The organism is Cellulosilyticum sp. I15G10I2, assembly GCF_900095725.1.
In the GTDB taxonomy this organism is placed as follows: domain Bacteria; phylum Bacillota; class Clostridia; order Lachnospirales; family Cellulosilyticaceae; genus FMMP01.
In genome coordinates this window covers 532,314-551,500 of sequence record NZ_FMMP01000009.1, presented here as the reverse complement: position 1 = coordinate 551,500, position 19,187 = coordinate 532,314, and the positions used below count along the sequence as shown (strand labels likewise).

The following is a 19,187-nucleotide window of genomic DNA, read 5'->3' as shown; positions in this document are numbered from 1 at the left end:
TTTATTTATAACTTTTAAGGAGGACTTACATAATGAAATTACGTCAAAAATTAGCAGCAGTCCTTGCTGCAACAATGTTAGCAACATCAGTGCCAGTAGTAACTATGGCTCAATCACAAAATGCATTAACAACAGGGGTTGTAGTAGCAGCTAAAGATGCTCAAGTAACAGCGGCGACATTAGTTATTAAACCAGAAGGTGCTACAACTGCATTTGCAAACAATCAAACATTTTTTGTAAATATTCAAAACGCAGAATGGTTAACAACTTCAGCAGATGTTACATTCGGAGGGGCTGCACCAGATGCAGAGACAGTAGTAAGTATAAATGATAAAAAACAATTACAAGTTACTATTAAAAATGCCAACCTTGCGGCAAATGCTAGTATTAATATACCTTTAAAAGTGAAATTAACAGGTGGAGAAGCGACAGTATCTGTTGATAGTAATGGTTCAGAAATTAATGATATGAGCCCAGTTGTATTTGCTAGAACTAATGAAGCAAAAGCAAGTGTATCGGTAGCCGATGCTAAAAGTATTAACTATAGAGGTGCAATTGCCGATATTACTATTCAAGAAGCAGTAAAAGGCACATTGAAAACAGATTGGATAACACTTACTCTTGATAATACTAATTATGAGTTCGTAGCAGTTCCACAAGCGGCTAATGTTAAATTATCAGGAGGATTTGGAACATCTAACGGTGTAACCTTAGACGGTTCTGAATATGTTGGTACTGATAATGGTCAAGTTAGAATTAAACTGTCAGCTTTATCAACAGTAGCTCCAGGAAGAATTGTTTTAGAAGGATTAGAAATCAGAGCTAAAGATAGAAATGTAGCAGTAGGTGAAGACATTTCTATAACAGTAAGTGGTGAACAACTTAATGATTCTACAGTTAAAGTTGCTAAATCAGTAGAGCTTGGTAATTCTATTGAAATGAAAGATGATAAAGTAGTGGAGATAACTGCAGGTAAAAAAGGTAAAGTAACTTTCTCTATTAAAGAAAACGTAAATGATAGTATTATTGATGGTAGAACAACAATTGTTACTTTAGATAAAGGGTATTTAACAAATACAAATGCTTTAGGTCAAACACTTTCTCTTACTGCTAAGCTTAACAACTCAACAGTAGCTATTAGTGCAGTACCTATAACAAACTCAGATGACTACATCACTGGATTTGAATTTACTATGCCTACTTTAGATGGTACAAAAGCAGATAAACTTACATTTGAAAATTTAGAAGTATTTGTTCCATTAACAGCAGAAGGAGATATCACTATTTCAGCCGAAGGTCGTGCTATAGGTGATAAAATTCAGGCAACAGCAGTAAAAGTAAATGCTCCAGTAGAAGTTACAACACAAGCAATGACACTTAAAGTAGGTCTTAAAGATCAAGTGGGTGGAAAAATTACTATTAAAGAAACAAAAGCTGGTAACTTAGCTAGTGATAAATTAGTAATTGATCTTCCAGATGAATTAGGTATGACATTTGCAACTAAAGCACCAACTGTAAAAGTTGTAGAGGGAGACATGCAAATTGGAACAGTTAAAGTAGTTGGTAAAACAGTTGAAGTAACAGTAAGTCGTACTTCAAAAACAGCTTCAACTATTGAAATTGCTGGATTCACAGTATCAGCAGACCGTACTTTAGCAGAAGGTTCATATGATGCATCTGTAAGTGGGGCAGCGTTATTAAAAGATGGCACTACTATGGTTGATGTAGATGGCGATGGAAAAGATAAAAATACGCTTGCTATTAAAGGATTTGTTGTAGTTGGAACTGCTAATACAGAAGATCTTGCAAGTAATGGACTTAGAAAAGGTATTTCAACTTTCGCTATCGGAAACAAAAACTTTACTGTTAATGGTGTTACCGAAGAAATGGATGCAGCACCATACATCAGTGATGGACGTACAATGGTACCAGTAAGATTCGTAGCAAATGCTCTTGGAGTAAGTGCTAAAGATATCTACTTTGCAAATGGTGTAGTGACTATTATCGCGGGTAATAAAACTGTTTCACTAACAGTTGGTGATAAAGTAGCTAGATTAAACGGTGCGCCAGCACGTGTAATGACTACAGCACCAGTTATCAAAGATGGTAGAACATTTGTACCAGTTTCAGAAATCGGAGCTCTTCTTGGGGTAAACGCTAACTGGAATGCTGAAACAAAAGTAGCAACATTTGAAAATAAATAATTATTAAATTGAAGCGGGATAGACCTTAGGTCTATTCTGCTTTCTTTTTATGTTACAAATTAAATACAAATATAATACAAAACAAATATTTACTTGATTTCACTTAGGTTAAATAATATACTTGAAACAAATAAATCAGTTTAGGTATATATTTAGATAGAAATTTAATTTTAGAGTCTTTAGGCAAATATTACAAGAAAGTTACAAAACCAATATTTGGTTGACTTTGAAAAATAGAATATATATAATCTAAATTGATAAAGAAATCTTTAAACTATTTTTTAAAATTTAAAAGGGGGACGTGGAATAATGAGAATACGTCAAAAAATCGCTATGTTACTAGCAGCAGCAATGACACTTACTGCTATGCCGATGGTAACAATGGCACAAACAAAGAACCAATTAACAACAGGTATTAAAGTAGGAGAAAAAGGTGATAAAATAACAGCCGCAACATTAGTTATTACACCAGAAGCACCTACACCATCATTTTCAACAGGCACATTTTTTGTAAATTTAACAAATGCTAAATGGGTTGTTACTCCAAGTAATACTGCTAATGCAACATTTTACAAAAATGATGACACTCAATTACAAGTAGTTGTAAGTGGTACAGTTAATAGTACTAACACAATTGATATTCCTTTAAAAGTAGAGTTAACTGGTGGAGATGCTACTGTAGCTATTAATGGTAATGGAACAGCAGTTAATGATATGGCTGAAGTAGTATTTGCTAGAACAAGTGATGCAAAAGCTACTGTAACAGCAGGAGATGCAAAAAATATCAGTTTTACTGGTGCTATTGCAGATATCACAATTCAAGAACCTTTCAAAGGAAATCTTGATACAAAGAAAATCACAGTTACATTAGAAAATACTGACTATGAATTTGTAAATGCAAACGGTGGAACAATAAAATTAAGCGGTGGATTTGGAGCAATTAATAGTGTAACAGCTACTGCAGTACGTAAGACATCAGATGCTGGAGTTGTAGAAATTACACTTAGCCAAAAATCAAGTGTAGCACCTGGTAGAATGGTTCTTGAAGGATGGGAAGTTAGATCTAAATCAAGAAGTATTAAAGTAGATGATGCAATTGAAGTAACTGTTAGTGGAGATAATGTAAATGAAACTACACTTAAAGTAGGTGTAGCTAAAGAAGTTGGATCTACGTTAGAAATGAAAGATAAAAAAGTAGTAGATGTTGTAGCTGGTAGAGAAGCTAAAGTAACATTTAGTATTAAAGAAAATGTTGGAGATACATTTATTTCTAATAGAGATGTTGAAATAAATGCAGACAAAGGTTATTTCTGGAATAAAACAAAAGTAAAAGATACTGCTGGAGAAGCAGATAAAGTTATCGCGGCTATTAGATCAACACTTGAAATTTCAAAAATGGGAGCAACTCCTGTTGTAGAAAAAGGTGCAGATGCAATAGACGGAAATATATCATTACTTTATGATAATGATGATGATCAAAGAGTAGTTGGATTCTACTTTACAACTGCTAATAAAGATTTCAGAAAAGCTGATATCGATGAAATTACATTTAAAGATTTAAAAGTATGGACACCAGTAAATGTAGAAGGTGATATTAAACTTACAGCAGAAGGTCGTACTTTAGGTGAAAAACTTGAAGTAGTAGCGCTTAATGCAAAAGCACCTGTAACAATTACATCAGAAGAACTTACAGTAAAAACTGGTCTTAAAGCGCAAGTAGGCGGTAAAGTAACTCTTACTGAAACAGATAAGGGCATGTTAAAACAAAATGAACTTCTTGAGTTTACTGTAGATGGACGTCCAACAGGATTTACTTTCTCTGACAAACCAGTAGTTAAAGTAGTATCTGGAGATGTTCAAATTGGTGAAATTAAGAAAACTGATTCAACAATTACAGTAGAAATCAAACGTGCATCAAAAACTGCTTCAGTAATTGAGATTAGTGCATTCCCTGTAAACGTAGATCGTACAATACCAGAAGGTAAATATGACCTTAAAATTAATGGTTTAGCTGTTGAACCAGATACTTATACTTTAAAAGGTGATCTTACAGTTAAAGGATTTATCAACAGTGCAACACCAAATACAGAAGATATTACAGCAAATGGATTAAGAAAAGGTACATCAGCATTTGTTATCGGAAGCAGCAAATATGTTGTTAATGGTATAGAATCTGAAATGGATGGAGCTGCTTATATTGAAAATGGTCGTACAATGGTACCAGTAAGATATGTTGCAAATGCTCTTGGCGTAGCTTCATCAGATATCTATTTTGCAAATGGAACAGCTACAGTTATTGCTGGAACTAAAACAGTTTCATTAACACTTGGCGATAAAGTAGCTAAATTAAATGGTGTTCCTGCTAAAGTTATGGTAGCAGCACCAGTACTTAAAGATGGAAGAACTTATGTACCAGTTTCAGAAATTGGAGCTCTTCTTGGAGTAGAAGCTACATGGGATGCAGCAACTCAAACAGCTACATTCACAAATAAATAATTATTAGTTTATTAAAAAAGCGGCCTAAATTATTAGGTCGCTTTTTATTATGATAATATAAAAATATAGTGGCTATAGAATAAAAAATACAGATTATGTAGATAAGAGTATACCCTCTAGGAATAATATGATAAAATATAAAAGATGTATTCATAATTATTTTATAACATAGAAAGGGATACGCATGTTAGAAAATGTAAAACAAAAAAGTTTAGAGAAAAAAGAGAAACAAATACTTATTATACTATTTATGCCTATTATGTTTTTGCTAGGAATAGTACCTCTTATAGTAAGGCTAAAAGAAGTACAAGCTAGTCAAATAGTTCATGAGGTGTTTCGAGAACAACAATTTATAGATTTTTATTCTCAATATAAAGCAGTCTTTATATTGGCTAGTTCTATAGTTATGATGCTTATCTTGTTTTTACTATTTGATAAGTATAAGCTTAAAAAGGATAAGAAAATTACAATGTATATAATTATTACCGCTATATTTATAGCTTTTACAGTTCTTTCTACACTATTCTCAGACTATAAAGATATAGCTATGTGGGGGGTACCAGATAGAGCAGAGGGAATGGTTATTATTTTTTGTTATACTATTATGATGCTTTATACGCTATATGCATTTCAAAATGCCGAGTGCTACAAATATATTATCTATAGCTTAGGACTACTTGTTATTATCAGCACTATAATAGGTATTTCACAATATATGGGTATGGACCTATTAGTATCTAATATAGGAAAGCAGCTTATCATACCTAATGAATTTGCCGAAATAAGAGAACGATTAATGACAAATATTCAAAAGGCTAGGGTTACAGCAACCATGTATAATCCCAACTATATAGGAAGTTTTACAGCCATGATGATTCCTCTATTTATGACTCTTGCTTTTTTTGTGAAAGGAAAAATAGAAAAAATATTTCTTAGTATTATCGCTTTAAGTAGTTTATCTTTACTTTTCGGGAGTGGTTCAAGAGCTGGTATTCTAGGAACAATAGGTGCGATTATTTTATTAGGAGTCATTTTCCTAAAAAAAGCATGGAGTAAAAAGCGGTTGATTTTCCCTATTTTAATAGGGATACTGACAATAGTAGTAGGGCTTGGTATTGCTACCAAAGGAATTATGCTTTATAAAACAACAAGTCTTTTAGCAGATAGCCTTCAGATATTTAAGCCGGTAAATAATGATGTTGACTATAGAGATTACCTTCCTATCCGAGATCTTATTATAAGTGAGGGTAAGCTTATAATTATTACCCAAGAAGAAAAACTTACTTTAGAAAGTACGCCAGAAGGTATTAGTTTTACAGATAAAAAAGAAAATGAAGTTGAGTATCAATTAGAAAAGAATATCTATTTTACACAGGATAGTAGATTTATAGACTTAAAGTTTGAAGCGTTTTTTAAAGCAGATGATACATCAAAGTTATCAGGAATTGGACTTGTCTATAAGAATAGAGGCTTATTTGCTTTTCAAATAACAGATCAGGAAGGTATTTACTTAGTAGATAGTTTTACCCAACAAAAAACAGAAATAGATTTTCCAGAGACACTTGGATTCAAAGGAAAGGAAAAAATAGGCTCGTCAAGAGGTTACCTTTGGTCAAGGAGTTTGCCGATGATCAAAAATACATTCTTTATAGGTCATGGACCAGATACTTATGTACTAGAGTTTCCACAGCAAGATTATTTAGGTAAATATTATGCACTTGGGGATCCTAATAAAGTAGTAGATAAACCTCATAATCTATATCTTCAAATGGCCATTAACCAGGGGGGGATAGCGTTAGCGAGTTTTATTTCACTGATGTTGATATACATTATTAATAGCTTTAAAATGTATGCATTAAAGGTATATTACAAAAAAGAAGAAATTATAGGTATAGCTACTCTGGCATCTATAGTAGGTTATTTGATAGCAGGAGTATTTAATGACTCAGTTGTATCTGTGGCGCCTATATTTTGGATACTCTTAGGAATGGGAATAGCTATCAATTATATAAATGTTCATGATAAAGTAGAAGTATAAGACAGGAAAGCATTAATTAAATATTAACTGTATCCTAGAAAGTAGACGGATGAAAAAATAAAATTTGTGTTGTTAAGGTCTGATTTGGATGCATTCTATTCGAGTCAGACCTTTTAGGTTTCCTGTAAACAAAATCTTTAGGAGTGTAAATAATTTTGTGGTGCGACTTGGAAGTTGCTTGTAGTTTAATAGGTGGAAATCCTATCTGATAAATCTTTAGTCAAGAAACCAGTAGCGAGTTTAGGAGCGTTTTTGGCAACAAATAGTGTTTAAGCGTAAACCGTTGGTAATAGACCTAAATGTGACTGAGCTTCGTAAGTTTTACATAATTAACAGGGTAAGTAAGGCACAAACTGGAAAAGTAATACTCTATTATTCGATAATGGCAAGGGTGACAGGGCCTCTTTAGAGTCGAGGAGGCAAATTTGTCATAAATTATGATAAAATTATAATAAAACTTTATTGTGCGAGGTAGAAATATTATGTCTAAAGAAAGTAAACAAAGAAGGCAGGAAAAATCAGAGGAAAGAATAAATAATATACTGCTTATTCCAATTGCGCTCATGCTTACATTAGTTCCTCTAATTGTAAGGATGAAGATAATAGTTCCAAGTGAAGCTGTACAAAGTGTATTTAGAAAGTCACAAATTGTAGATTTTTTTGCTCAAGAAAAAGCTATGATGATTATTCTCATCACCGGTATTATGATTGTGATGCTTTTTTTCTTGTTTGACAAAAGTAAGATAAAAAAAGATAATTACATATTGTTTTACTCTATTGGCACTGGCATATTCTTATTATTTTCTATTCTTTCCACTATTTTTTCAGAATACAAATATATAGCGTTATGGGGAGTACCTGATAGAAATGAAGGTATGGTGGTTACGTTATGTTACGTACTTATCATGTTCTATACCCTCTATGGCTTTAATAAGCCTGTCCACTATAAATATATATTGATACCACTGGGGATTGTAACAGGTATTTTAACTATTATAGGATTGTCACAGTGGATTGGTAAAGACCTTATGATTCATACTGAGATAGGAAGAGCGCTTATTGTGCCTGAAAAATATGCACACTTAAGAGAAGCATTAGGAACCAAGATAGGGAGTAAAACAGCTTATGGGACTTTTTCGAACCCAAACTATTTGGGGAGTTTTGTTGCCTTGGTGTTCCCGATCTTTTTCGTTTCAATATTTTTTGTGAAAGATTGGATAAAACAATTTTTATTCACATTGCTTGCCTTTTGTAATATATTTTTGGTAGTTGCTAGTGGGTCGAGAGCGGGAATGATAGGATGTGCACTAGCGGTACTAATGGCATTGTTTATATTTGGCAGGATTGCCATTAAGAAGTGGTTTATTACTATATCAACTATTTTGGCAGGGGTGGTTATCTTGGTTGGGGTAAATCAAGCAAGCGGTGGAAAATTTGTACTACAGATTCAAAGGTTAATGAGAGATATAGAAGTTATTATTACTCCGGAAGATCAACTAACTATCTATAAAAACAAATTACATGTAAGGGAAATAAGAAGTGAAGATGGAAAAGTAGTTATTGTAATGCAAAATAATGCACTTGCGATCACATCGTTACAAGGGGAGCTTGGGTTTTATGATCAAGAGGAGAAGCCAGTTGAATATGAGGAGACAGAAAAGGTCTATAGCACAAAAGATGATAGGTTTGCTTCTCTTACATTCGAAAAAATTTTTACAAGTAAGGAGAATACACGGGTAGCGGGTGTTGCACTTTGTATAGATAATAAACAGGTTATCCCTATTAAAGTAGATTCTATACAAGGCGTATATCCAATAGATAGCTACACACAAAAGGAAATAAAGATAATGGATGCCCCTGTTATTGGATTTAAAGGAAAAGAAAGAAGTGGTTCTGGAAGAGGTTATATATGGAGTAGAAGTATTCCTATACTTATAGATAGTTTAATTATTGGTAAGGGAGTAGATACTTTTGTGATGTATTTTCCTCAGAATGACTATATTTCAAAATTCTATGCATTGTATGATGCTAATATAATCGTAGACAAACCTCATAACATGTATCTGCAAATAGGGATTAACAATGGAGGAGTAGCTCTGATTGTATATCTCATTCTTATTATAGGATATATCGCACAAAGCATGGGATTATATACTTGGAAAAGCAGATATGCTTCTATAGAATTAACAGGGATAGCTACGTTTTTGGGTATAATGGGCTATTTAGTGACGGGAGTATTTAATGACTCGGTAGTAGGAATAGCATTTATATCTTGGATATTACTAGGAACTGGTATAAGCATTAATTATTTAGTAAGTCACCAAGTAACAAAAGAAATAGAAACATAATTTTTTTAGAGCAATAAAAAGGTGTAGTAGCAGTTGGGGTAGACTTGCTATTACACCTTTTTAGTTAGAACTATACAATGGCTTACATAGCGGTATCATAAGGTTTAGATTTTTCTGTAGAAGCTAGGGGCATTTTATAAGTTGGTACAATACTACCAATGCATGCTTTAAGTGTTTCTTTATCATATATACTATGTAGTAATAGATCTAGTTGTTTATTAAGTTCTTCAAAGGATAAATCAAGGGGGTGAGCTACAAAGATTTTATCACAACCTGTTTTTTGGAGGCCTTCTTCATCCATCAAAAGTTCTTCATAAAGTTTTTCACCTGGTCTAAGTCCTGTTATTTTAATCTCGATATCTTTGCCTACAGATAGGCCGGATAATTTAATAAAGTTCTTAGCTAAATCTAATATCTTAACAGGTTCACCCATATCTAATACAAAGATTTCACCACCCTTAGCAAAGCTCATAGCTTGCAGGATCAGTCTCGCGGCTTCGGGGATGGTCATAAAGTATCTGATAATCTCTGCGTGGGTTACTGTAAGAGGCCCTCCGGCTTCCAGTTGTCTTTTGAAAAGAGGAATAACACTACCATTGCTGCCAAGTACATTGCCAAATCTTACGGCAGCAAACTCAGTATCAGAAGGTTCTTTGCTAAGAGACTGTATGATCATCTCACAGATGCGTTTAGTGGCACCCATCACATTAGTTGGATTAACAGCTTTATCTGTAGAAATAAGAATAAATTTTTTAACCTTAAGCTCTTTGGCAAGCAGTGCGGTATTTAGGGTGCCAAACACATTATTTTTAACAGCCTCTTCAGGATTAGCCTCCATAAGCGGTACATGTTTATGAGCAGCAGCATGAAAGATAATATTCGGAGTGTATTTTTCTATGACTTGCCTTAGCTTAGCTGCATCACGTACTGAACCAATGATAACCTCTAAGGACAAGGGACTTATTCCTCTTTGCAGCAGTTCGTTTTGAAGATCATAAGCATTATTTTCGTAAATATCAAAAATTATAAGTTTTTTAGGACTAAAACACATAATCTGTCTGCAAAGTTCAGAACCTATAGATCCGCCACCGCCTGTTACAAGGATGATATTATCTTTTAGATAGTTAGCAACACCAGTAGCGTCTAAGTCGATTTCTTCTCTTCCTAGGAGATCTTCTATATTTACAGGTCTAATATTTTTGATGCCAAGAGAGGCTTCGACAGCTTTAGTAAGAGGGGGGGCAATCTTGAGTTTACAGTTTGTAGTATTACATATTTTCAAAATCTGTGAAATGCGTTTTCTAGAAGCTGAAGGAATGGCGATAATAATTTCATCGATCAGCCATTTGGTCACTAATGTTGGTATATCTTCAATAGTTCCCCTAACAGGCACACCGTGGATACTTGAGTGGTGTTTACGTGTGTCATCATCTACAGCAAGGACTACATCGTTTGTACTGTTAAATTCTTTCTGGAGTTCTTTGATAAGGACAGAACTAGCTTCGCCAGCGCCTATAATCATAATGCGTCTTTTGTGTACATCTGTTTCTTTATTAAATAGCATCTTCAGTGAAAATTCATCATGTTTCAGCAGACGATAGAGGATACGAATGCTTATACGAGAGCCAGCCATAAAGATGAGTATAATGAGAAGATAGATAATATAAACAGAACGAGGCAAAAGATGTCCTGTCATGACCCCAAAACCTAAGCAACCCAAACTTCCTATAAGTACAGCTATCCCTAATTGAATAAGTTCTTTAGTGCTTGTATACTGCCAAAGAATATTATAAATCTTAAATAGTATAAATACTGCAACCTGTATTAGTGGGATAATGAGTATACTGTTTTTATAAGCCGTCCAAAAGTTAGGGGGAATTTCAAATTCTAGTCTTAGCCATAAGGCGAGGAAAAAGGCAAGATTAATAAGAATGGCATCTATTAACATTAAAAGAATTTTGTAACGTTTCATGAATAAAGTCATCTCCGATTCTATATAAAATAAATATCCTTTAAATTTTATCATAATAAAGGTAATAAAAAAAGTAAAAAACCAAACTTAATCGTTTGGTAACTTTTTAAGGTGGTTTTTTGTGGGAAATCTTAAAAAAAGGGCATGTACTGTAAATATTATGCTATAATTAGGCTAAGACAACACGAGATTGATGAGGAATATGTAAAAAAGTTGACACAACATATTATGAAGTTATATACTAATGCTGTTCAAAGAATGAACAGTGGAGGAAAATAGTATATGGATAAAGAATATGTCATACTTCATGCGATTGAGCAAGATCAAAATATTACACAGAGAGAACTATCTTCTAAAACACAGATTTCTTTAGGAAGTGTCAATTTGTTGGTTAATAAAATGGTGAAGGAAGGTCTGATAAAAATCAATCAGATTCCTATGAATAGAGTAGCTTATATGCTTACGCCTAAAGGTATGCTTGAAAAAATAAATAAAACAAGTACTTATATCAAATATCACTATAATTATATTAATGAAACAAAAGAAAAAATACGTGAACAGATTATCGAGTTAACTACAGAGAAGCAAAAGCTTTATATCGTGCTAGAGGGTGATGAAATAAGTGAACTTGTTAAATTTGCCACTAGTGATATGAAAGATATACATTACATAGAGTCAAGAGATGATATTGGGATTTTCTTAAATAGTATAAAAGAAGATTTTAAAGAAAGAAAGATTGCTGTGCTAAATACGGAAACATTTGAGACTCTTAAGGGATTTTCAAATATCATTAACTTACTGGAGAAAATATGAATAAAATGTAAAGAATTTTTAATTCCTTCTTATATATGAATAGAATACCTTCAAAATATAATTTTGAGGTGAGTGATTGATGGAGTATAAGAAAAAATGCATAGTAGAGGATAAAGGCTTTGCATTGATTGTGAAGGTAGTTTGTCGGATGAAGTAGAAGAGGAAGAAATTTCATTTTTATGATTGAATGGTAATATAAAAGAAGTATGTAGATGTACAAGTTTTCAAGGAGAGAGGTTTTGAAAATGGCAGATAAGATTTGGCTTTCATCCCCACACATGAGCGATGAAGGATATGAAATGCAATATGTACAGCAAGCTTTTGATACGAATTGGATCGCGCCTCTTGGGCCAAATGTGAATGAGTTTGAAAGGGAATTAGCGACTAAGGTTGGAGCTGAACATGCGGCTGCTTTAACTTCTGGAACAGGAGCTATTCACTTGGCGCTTCGAGCTGCTGGAGTAGGTGAGGGTGATATCGTATTCTGCCAGAGCCTTACTTTTTCTGCTACAGCCAATCCGATTATCTACCAGAATGCTACTCCTGTCTTTATAGATAGTGATTATGAAACATGGAATATGGACGCATCAGCATTAGAAGCGGCCTTCGAAAAGTATGGTGATAAGGTGAAGGCTGTTTTAGTTGTACATCTATATGGCCTGTCAGCTGATATGGATAGGATCATGGATATCTGTAGTAAGTATGATGTAACAGTCATTGAAGATGCTGCAGAGTCATTAGGAGCTTATTATAAAGGAAAACATACTGGAACCTTTGGTAAGTTTGGGGTTTTCAGTTTTAACGGAAACAAGATCATCACTACTTCAGGTGGCGGGATGCTTGTTTCTGATGATGAAGAGAAGATCAAGAAAGTTAGATTCTGGTCTACTCAAAGTAGAGATGCAGCAAGGCACTATCAGCATAGCGAATTGGGGTTCAATTACCGTATGAGCAATGTCGTTGCTGGAATAGGTAGAGGCCAGCTTAAAGTATTAGACCAGAGAGTTGCTAAGAAGAAATATATCTTTGAATATTACAAGAGAGAACTTGGTGAACTTGGTGGTGTAGACTTCATGCCAATCAATGACTGGAATGAGCCGAATTACTGGTTAAGTGTCATGACGTTGAAAGGTAAAGTAAGACCTCTTGATGTTATGGAGGCATTAGAGAAAGAGAACATTGAATCAAGACCTGTGTGGAAGCCAATGCACATGCAGCCGTTCTTTGCTGAGTATGATTATATAGGTTCAGATGTAAGTGAAAAGCTGTTTGAAAATGGTGTGTGCTTGCCTAGTGACACTAAGATGACTGATGAGGATCTTGAGAGAATTTGTGGAATTATAAAGGGACTGTGGTCTTAAGAAAAAGTAGGTGCTAATAGATGCAGAGTGAAGTTAAATCAGTTAGTGAAGTAAATTGGAATACAGCTAAACCTTCAAAAGCTTTATATAGAAGATTTCTCAAAAGACCAATGGACTTCATTTTGTCTTTGATGGCAATTATCTTTTTAAGTCCGGTGTTTATAACTGTTGGTGTATTAGTAAGAGTTAAGCTCGGTAGTCCTGTATTGTTTAAGCAGAAAAGACCTGGGCTTAATGAGAAGATATTCACTATGTATAAGTTCAGAACAATGACAGATGAGAAGAACAAAAACGGTGAGCTGCTTCCAGACTCAGTGAGGCTTACTAAGTTTGGTAGTATGCTGAGATCAACTTCTTTAGATGAACTGCCTGAGCTATTCAATATTCTTAAAGGGGATATGAGTATTGTGGGGCCGAGGCCATTACTGGTTCAGTATTTGGAACTATATAACGAACATCAGAAGAGAAGACATGAAGTGAGACCTGGTCTTTCAGGACATGCTCAAGTCAACGGGCGTAATGCTATAAGCTGGGAAGACAAGTTTAATCTTGATGTAGAGTATATAGATAATATAAGTTTTATACGAGACTGGAAAATAATCTTTTTTACTATAAAGAAGGTATTTGTTAAGGAAGGCATCAGTTCAGATACGTCCGTTACAATGGAACCATTTAGAGGAAGTAAAGTTGACAGTTAAAAGAAGAGTAATCATACATGTATTATTTCAGAGAGGAATGTACCGATTATGAAAGACAAGCTAATCATTATTGGTGCCAGTGGACATGGAAAGGTTATTGCTGACATCGCAATAAAAATGAATAAGTGGAAAAGCATCACATTCCTCGATGATGACGAGTCTATTAAGACATCTATGGGGTTAGAAGTCATCGGTAAGACTGCTGATGCTTTTACATATAAAGATGAAGCTGATTTCTTTGTTGCTATTGGAAACAATGCGATAAGGGAGAAGGTTCAAGAGATATTAATTGAACAAGGGTTAAGTGTAATAAGTTTAATTCATCCTAGTGTGGTGATTGGCACTGATGTAGAGATCGGGATTGGGACAGCAGTAATGGCAGGAGTTGTTATAAATAGTTCTACTAGAATCGGTAAGAGCTGCATTATCAATACAAGTTCTAGCTTGGATCATGACACTATTATTGAAGATTATGTGCATATTTCTCCTGGAGTTAGGATTGCAGGGAGTGTGACCATAGGTAAAGGTACATGGTTAGGCATAGGAAGTGTTGTAAGCAATAATGTGAACATCTTCAGCGGTTGCAAAGTAGGTGCAGGAGCTGTGGTGGTTAAGGATATTATTGAACCGGGGACATATGTTGGGGTTCCGGTGAGGAGAGTTGATAGATGAAAGTTCTAGTATTATCAAATTTCGGAATGGGCTTATATAAATTCAGAAAAGAGTTACTCCAAGAGTTAATCAAACAGGGACATGAGGTGGTTTTATCCTTACCAAATAATGAATATGTTCCATTACTCGAAAACTTAGGTTGTGAATATATTGAATCAAATGTAGATAGAAGAGGGACAAATCCCTTATCTGATATGAAGTTGTTGCTTTCTTATATAAAGATCATAAACAAAATCAAACCGGATATTGTTCTAACTTATACAATTAAGCCTAATGTGTATGGCGGTATCGCCTGTAGAATAACCAAAACACCGTACTTACCAAACATAACAGGTTTAGGAACTGCAGTGGAAAATGAAGGGTTAATGCAAAAAATTACTCTTAATCTATACAAAATAGCATTAAAAAATGCGGAGTGTATATTTTTTCAAAATGAGCCGAACAGGCAATTTTTTATTGACAGAGGAATTATTAAGAATAAATCAAAGGTAATACCTGGTTCAGGGGTGAACTTAGAGCAACAACGTTTTGAAGAGTATCCGAATGATAAAGAGAATATCCGCCTTTTATTTATAGGTAGAATAATGAAGGCGAAAGGTATAGATGAATTACTTGAGGCTGCAAAACGAATAAAAGAAAGTCATAAATCTGTAGAATTTCATTTTGTAGGATTTTGTGAAGAAGGATATTCAGAAGAACTCAGAGAGTTAAATGACTTAGGAATAATATTTTATCATGGTCAACAAGATGATGTACATAAGTTTATAAAAGATTCACATGCCGCAATTCTGCCTTCATATCATGAAGGAACATCTAATGTTTTGCTAGAATCCGCTTCTACGGGTAGGCCAATTTTGGCTTCGAATGTGACGGGATGTAAAGAAACGTTTGATGATGGTGTTAGTGGAATTGGATTTGAAGTTAAAAGTGTTAAGGCTCTTATTAGTGCCATTCAAAAATTCCTCGATTTACCTCATGAGAATAAGAAGCAAATGGGTATAGCTGGGCGAAAGAAAATGGAACAAGAGTATGATAGAAAAATTGTCATAAACGCTTACTTAGAACAAATCAGTAGATGAAGGAGTATTCAAAATGAACTTATATGAAAAAATCAAAAACAGAGAAGAGAAGATTTCACTTGTAGGCCTCGGTTATGTTGGGATGCCAATAGCAGTGGCCTTTGCCAAGAAAGCTGACGTTATAGGATTTGATATTAGCCAAGAAAAAGTTGAGTTATACAAAAAGGGAATCGATCCAACTAAAGAGGTTGGAGATGATGTAATAAAAGACACAACAGTAGAATTCACAGCAGATGAGAACAAACTTGAAGAAGCTAAGTTTCATATTGTTGCAGTTCCTACTCCTGTAAATGCAGATCATACCCCTGATTTAAAGCCCGTTGAATCAGCAAGTAGAACAGTTGGACGAAATCTGACTAAGGGATCCATTGTTGTATTCGAATCTACTGTTTACCCAGGGGTTACAGAAGAAATCTGTATTCCAATTCTTGAGAAAGAATCAGGAATGAAATGTGGAGAAGATTTCAAAGTAGGCTATTCACCTGAGCGAATCAATCCTGGTGATAAAGTACATAGACTTGAGACGATAGTAAAAGTTGTATCCGGAAGGGATGAAGAATCTTTGGATACTATCGCTAAAGTGTATGAGCTAGTAGTGGATGCTGGAGTACATAGAGCGGAATCAATTAAAGTAGCTGAAGCAGCTAAAGTTATTGAAAACTCTCAAAGAGATATCAATATTGCATTTATGAATGAGCTTTCTATCATCTTTAATAAGATGGGCATTGATACACAGGCTGTTCTAAAAGCTGCAGGAACGAAGTGGAATTTCCTTAATTTCCATCCGGGTCTTGTTGGAGGACACTGTATTGGTGTAGATCCATATTACCTTACCTATAAAGCTGAGCAGCTAGGATACCATTCACAAATCATTCTTTCTGGTAGAAGAATCAATGATGATATGGGGAAATATGTGGTTGAAAATTTGATAAAAAACCTTATAAAAGCAGATGTGCCAGTAAAAGATGCAAAAGTCGCCATTCTAGGTTTTACGTTTAAAGAAAACTGCCCTGATACTAGAAATACAAGGGTTATTGATATTGTTAATGAGCTTGAAGAATATGGAATTAATCCGATGATTGCAGATCCGGAAGCTGATGCTGAGGAAGCAAAACACGAATATGGAATTGCTTTTGATTCAATAGAAGACATCAAAGGGATGGATGCAATTGTTGTAGCTGTTGGGCATGATCAATTCTTGAGTTTAAGTCAACAAAACTTCAATAAGATGTATAAAGAAGGATCTAATGTAAATAAAGTGTTACTTGATATTAAAGGAATACTAGATAGAAAAGAGTATGAAGCCTCAGGATATAAGTATTGGAGACTTTAAGGAAAGGTAGTGCATATCATGGGATATGAAAATATTAAATTTGAAAAAGATAGTGTATTTCTCGTGACAGGTGGAGCGGGTTTCATTGGTTCCAACCTGTGTGAGGTGTTATTAAGTAAAGGTTATAAGGTTAGATGTCTAGATGATCTTTCTAATGGTAAACAAGCCAATGTTGACCTATTTATTAATAACCCAAATTATACATTTATTAAAGGTGATATAAGAGATATGGATACATGCATGAAGGCTTGTAAAGGCGTAGATTATGTCTTAAATCAAGCAGCATGGGGCAGCGTTCCAAGAAGTATTGAAATGCCATTACTTTATGAAGAAATCAATATTAAAGGAACACTAAACATGATGGCGGCAGCTAGACAAACCGGGGTGAAGAAGTTTGTCTACGCTTCCAGCTCATCTGTTTATGGAGATGAACCAAACCTTCCGAAACAAGAAGGCAGAGAAGGCAATCTACTTTCACCATATGCGTTAACTAAAATGGTTGATGAAGAGTATGGTAAGCTATATTCAAAACTTTATGGGTTAGATACTTATGGGTTAAGATACTTCAATGTGTTTGGAAAAAGACAAGATCCAAGTGGAGCTTATGCTGCTGTAATTCCAAAGTTCATAAAGCAACTCTTAAATGATGAACAGCCAACTATAAATGGTGATGGGAAACAAAGTAGAGATTTTACTTACATTGAGAATGTAATCGAAGCAAATCTGAAAGCTTGCAAGGCATCATCTGAAGTTGCCGGAGAAGCATTCAATATCGCTTACGGTGGAAGAGAGTATTTGATAGATGTTTATAGTTCACTCTGTAAAGCACTTGGAAAAGATATTAAGCCAATCTTTGGATCTGATAGAAAAGGCGATATAAAGCATAGTAATGCTGATATCAGCAAAGCTAAAGAGATGTTAGGATATAATCCAAGCTGGAGTTTTGAAAGAGGAATTGAAGCAGCTATAGAATGGTATAAGGAGAATTTGTAATATGTCAAAAGGTACAATTCTATACGTCGGTGGTTTTGAACTGCCGGATAAAAATGCAGCAGCTCATAGGGTGCTTAGTAATGGGAAAGCCATGAGAGAGTTAGGTTACGATGTAGTATTTGTTGATGTCGATAAAACTTTGAGGTTTGATACAGATATTTCAACAACTTTAAGAAATATCCAAGGTTTTGACTGCTGGTCAGTACCTTACCCAGAAAAAATCAAAGACTGGTTAAGTTTTTTAACCTGTATTAGTTTTATTAAAATAATTGAAAATAAATACAAAGATATTAAAGCCATTACAGCCTACAATTATCCATCAATAGCATTGTATAATCTTAAAAAATATAGTGCTAAACATGATATTAAAATCTTAGCTGATTGTACAGAGTGGTACAGTACAAAAGGTACAAATTTCTTATTCATGCTTATAAAAGGAATTGATTCATTTTTAAGAATGAGAATTATTCAAAAGAGATTAGATGGGTTGATTGTTATAAGTACATATTTGGAAAATTACTATAAAAACAATAGAAATGTTTTACGGGTTCCTCCCTTGGTAGACATTAATGAAGCGAAATGGGATGTCTATCAAAGAAATACTACTAATGATAAATTAAAATTCTCATACTCAGGTAGTCCTGGGAAGAATAAAGATAAAATTAACAAACTAGTTGAGGTTTTATACTCACTAAAGGAATATAAGAATTATGAATTAAAAATAATAGGACTTACTGTTGATGGTTATCTTGATTATTATCCTGAACATAAAGAAATGCTACTCGCTTTAGGTAACCGGATTGTTTTTATGGGGCGTCTGTCACACCAAAAGAGTATTGATGAAGTAAAGCAAAGCGATTTTAGTATTTTTATAAGAGAAAGAAATCGGCTAACAAACGCAGGTTTCCCAACAAAATTTGTAGAGAGCATCAGCTGTGGAATCCCTGTAATTACAACAAAAACTAGTGATTTAGAGATGTATTTGCTGGATGATTTCAATGGATTTTATTTAGATGAGGATATTAGTGAGTCAATTAGTAAGATTAAAGAAATATTACAATTAACTAGAGATGAAGTGTCAAGACTCAAGATAAACTGTGTTAATAGTTTGGAGTTTAACTTTAAAAGTTATGTAGGTAATTTCGATGATTTTTTCAAAAAAATAATGTAATACAGCAAA

General features: G+C 34.1%; 13 protein-coding genes. 12 read left to right on the top strand and 1 reads right to left on the bottom strand.

Annotation, left to right across the window (positions count from 1 at the left end; translation table 11 throughout):
• Positions 1 to 32: 32 nt before the first annotated feature.
• The 4 genes from BN3326_RS11110 (at position 33) to BN3326_RS11095 (ending at position 9,086) form a co-directional block, all read left to right on the top strand.
• A complete protein-coding gene (locus BN3326_RS11110) occupies positions 33 to 2,204 on the top strand; it encodes a stalk domain-containing protein (protein WP_069999297.1) in 2,172 nt (723 codons plus the stop codon).
• 309 nt (positions 2,205 to 2,513) lie between these two features.
• Positions 2,514 to 4,700 (top strand): copper amine oxidase N-terminal domain-containing protein, encoded by a 2,187-nt coding sequence (locus BN3326_RS11105; RefSeq protein WP_069999296.1) that lies wholly within the window; start codon positions 2,514 to 2,516, stop codon positions 4,698 to 4,700.
• Between the two features lie 184 nt (positions 4,701 to 4,884).
• Positions 4,885 to 6,738, top strand: a complete 1,854-nt coding sequence (locus tag BN3326_RS11100; protein WP_083258647.1) for an O-antigen ligase family protein — start codon at positions 4,885 to 4,887, stop codon at positions 6,736 to 6,738.
• Between the two features lie 482 nt (positions 6,739 to 7,220).
• The gene (locus tag BN3326_RS11095; protein WP_069999294.1) at positions 7,221 to 9,086 is read left to right on the top strand and encodes an O-antigen ligase family protein; all 1,866 of its coding nucleotides are present in this window, start codon (positions 7,221 to 7,223) and stop codon (positions 9,084 to 9,086) included.
• An 82-nt stretch (positions 9,087 to 9,168) separates the two neighbouring features.
• Here the strand turns inward: BN3326_RS11095 and BN3326_RS11090 are convergent, their stop codons facing one another.
• Positions 9,169 to 11,058 (bottom strand): polysaccharide biosynthesis protein, encoded by a 1,890-nt coding sequence (locus BN3326_RS11090; protein WP_069999293.1) that lies wholly within the window; start codon positions 11,056 to 11,058, stop codon positions 9,169 to 9,171.
• A gap of 282 nt (positions 11,059 to 11,340) precedes the next feature.
• Between BN3326_RS11090 and BN3326_RS11085 the strand changes: the two genes are divergently transcribed.
• The 8 genes from BN3326_RS11085 (at position 11,341) to BN3326_RS11050 (ending at position 19,178) form a co-directional block, all read left to right on the top strand.
• Positions 11,341 to 11,871, top strand: coding sequence for a winged helix-turn-helix transcriptional regulator (locus BN3326_RS11085; RefSeq protein ID WP_069999292.1), 531 nt, complete (start codon positions 11,341 to 11,343; stop codon positions 11,869 to 11,871).
• A gap of 245 nt (positions 11,872 to 12,116) precedes the next feature.
• A complete protein-coding gene (locus BN3326_RS11080; protein ID WP_069999407.1) occupies positions 12,117 to 13,232 on the top strand; it encodes a DegT/DnrJ/EryC1/StrS family aminotransferase in 1,116 nt (371 codons plus the stop codon).
• Between the two features lie 110 nt (positions 13,233 to 13,342).
• Positions 13,343 to 13,930 (top strand): sugar transferase, encoded by a 588-nt coding sequence (locus BN3326_RS11075; protein WP_069999406.1) that lies wholly within the window; start codon positions 13,343 to 13,345, stop codon positions 13,928 to 13,930.
• Between the two features lie 48 nt (positions 13,931 to 13,978).
• Positions 13,979 to 14,602: an acetyltransferase gene (locus tag BN3326_RS11070; RefSeq protein WP_069999291.1), complete on the top strand. Its 624-nt coding sequence runs from the start codon at positions 13,979 to 13,981 to the stop codon at positions 14,600 to 14,602.
• Positions 14,599 to 15,681: a glycosyltransferase family 4 protein gene (locus tag BN3326_RS11065; protein WP_069999290.1), complete on the top strand. Its 1,083-nt coding sequence runs from the start codon at positions 14,599 to 14,601 to the stop codon at positions 15,679 to 15,681. Before BN3326_RS11070 ends, BN3326_RS11065 begins: the two co-directional genes overlap by 4 nt.
• Positions 15,682 to 15,694: 13 nt before the next feature.
• Complete coding sequence (locus BN3326_RS11060; protein WP_069999289.1) at positions 15,695 to 17,014, top strand: nucleotide sugar dehydrogenase; 1,320 nt, start codon at positions 15,695 to 15,697, stop codon at positions 17,012 to 17,014.
• Positions 17,015 to 17,032: 18 nt separating this feature from the next.
• Positions 17,033 to 18,007 carry an SDR family oxidoreductase gene (locus BN3326_RS11055; protein WP_069999288.1) on the top strand — a complete coding sequence of 325 codons (975 nt, stop codon included), beginning with the start codon at positions 17,033 to 17,035 and terminating at the stop codon, positions 18,005 to 18,007.
• Position 18,008: 1 nt separating this feature from the next.
• Positions 18,009 to 19,178, top strand: coding sequence for a glycosyltransferase (locus tag BN3326_RS11050; protein WP_069999287.1), 1,170 nt, complete (start codon positions 18,009 to 18,011; stop codon positions 19,176 to 19,178).
• Positions 19,179 to 19,187 lie beyond the last annotated feature (9 nt).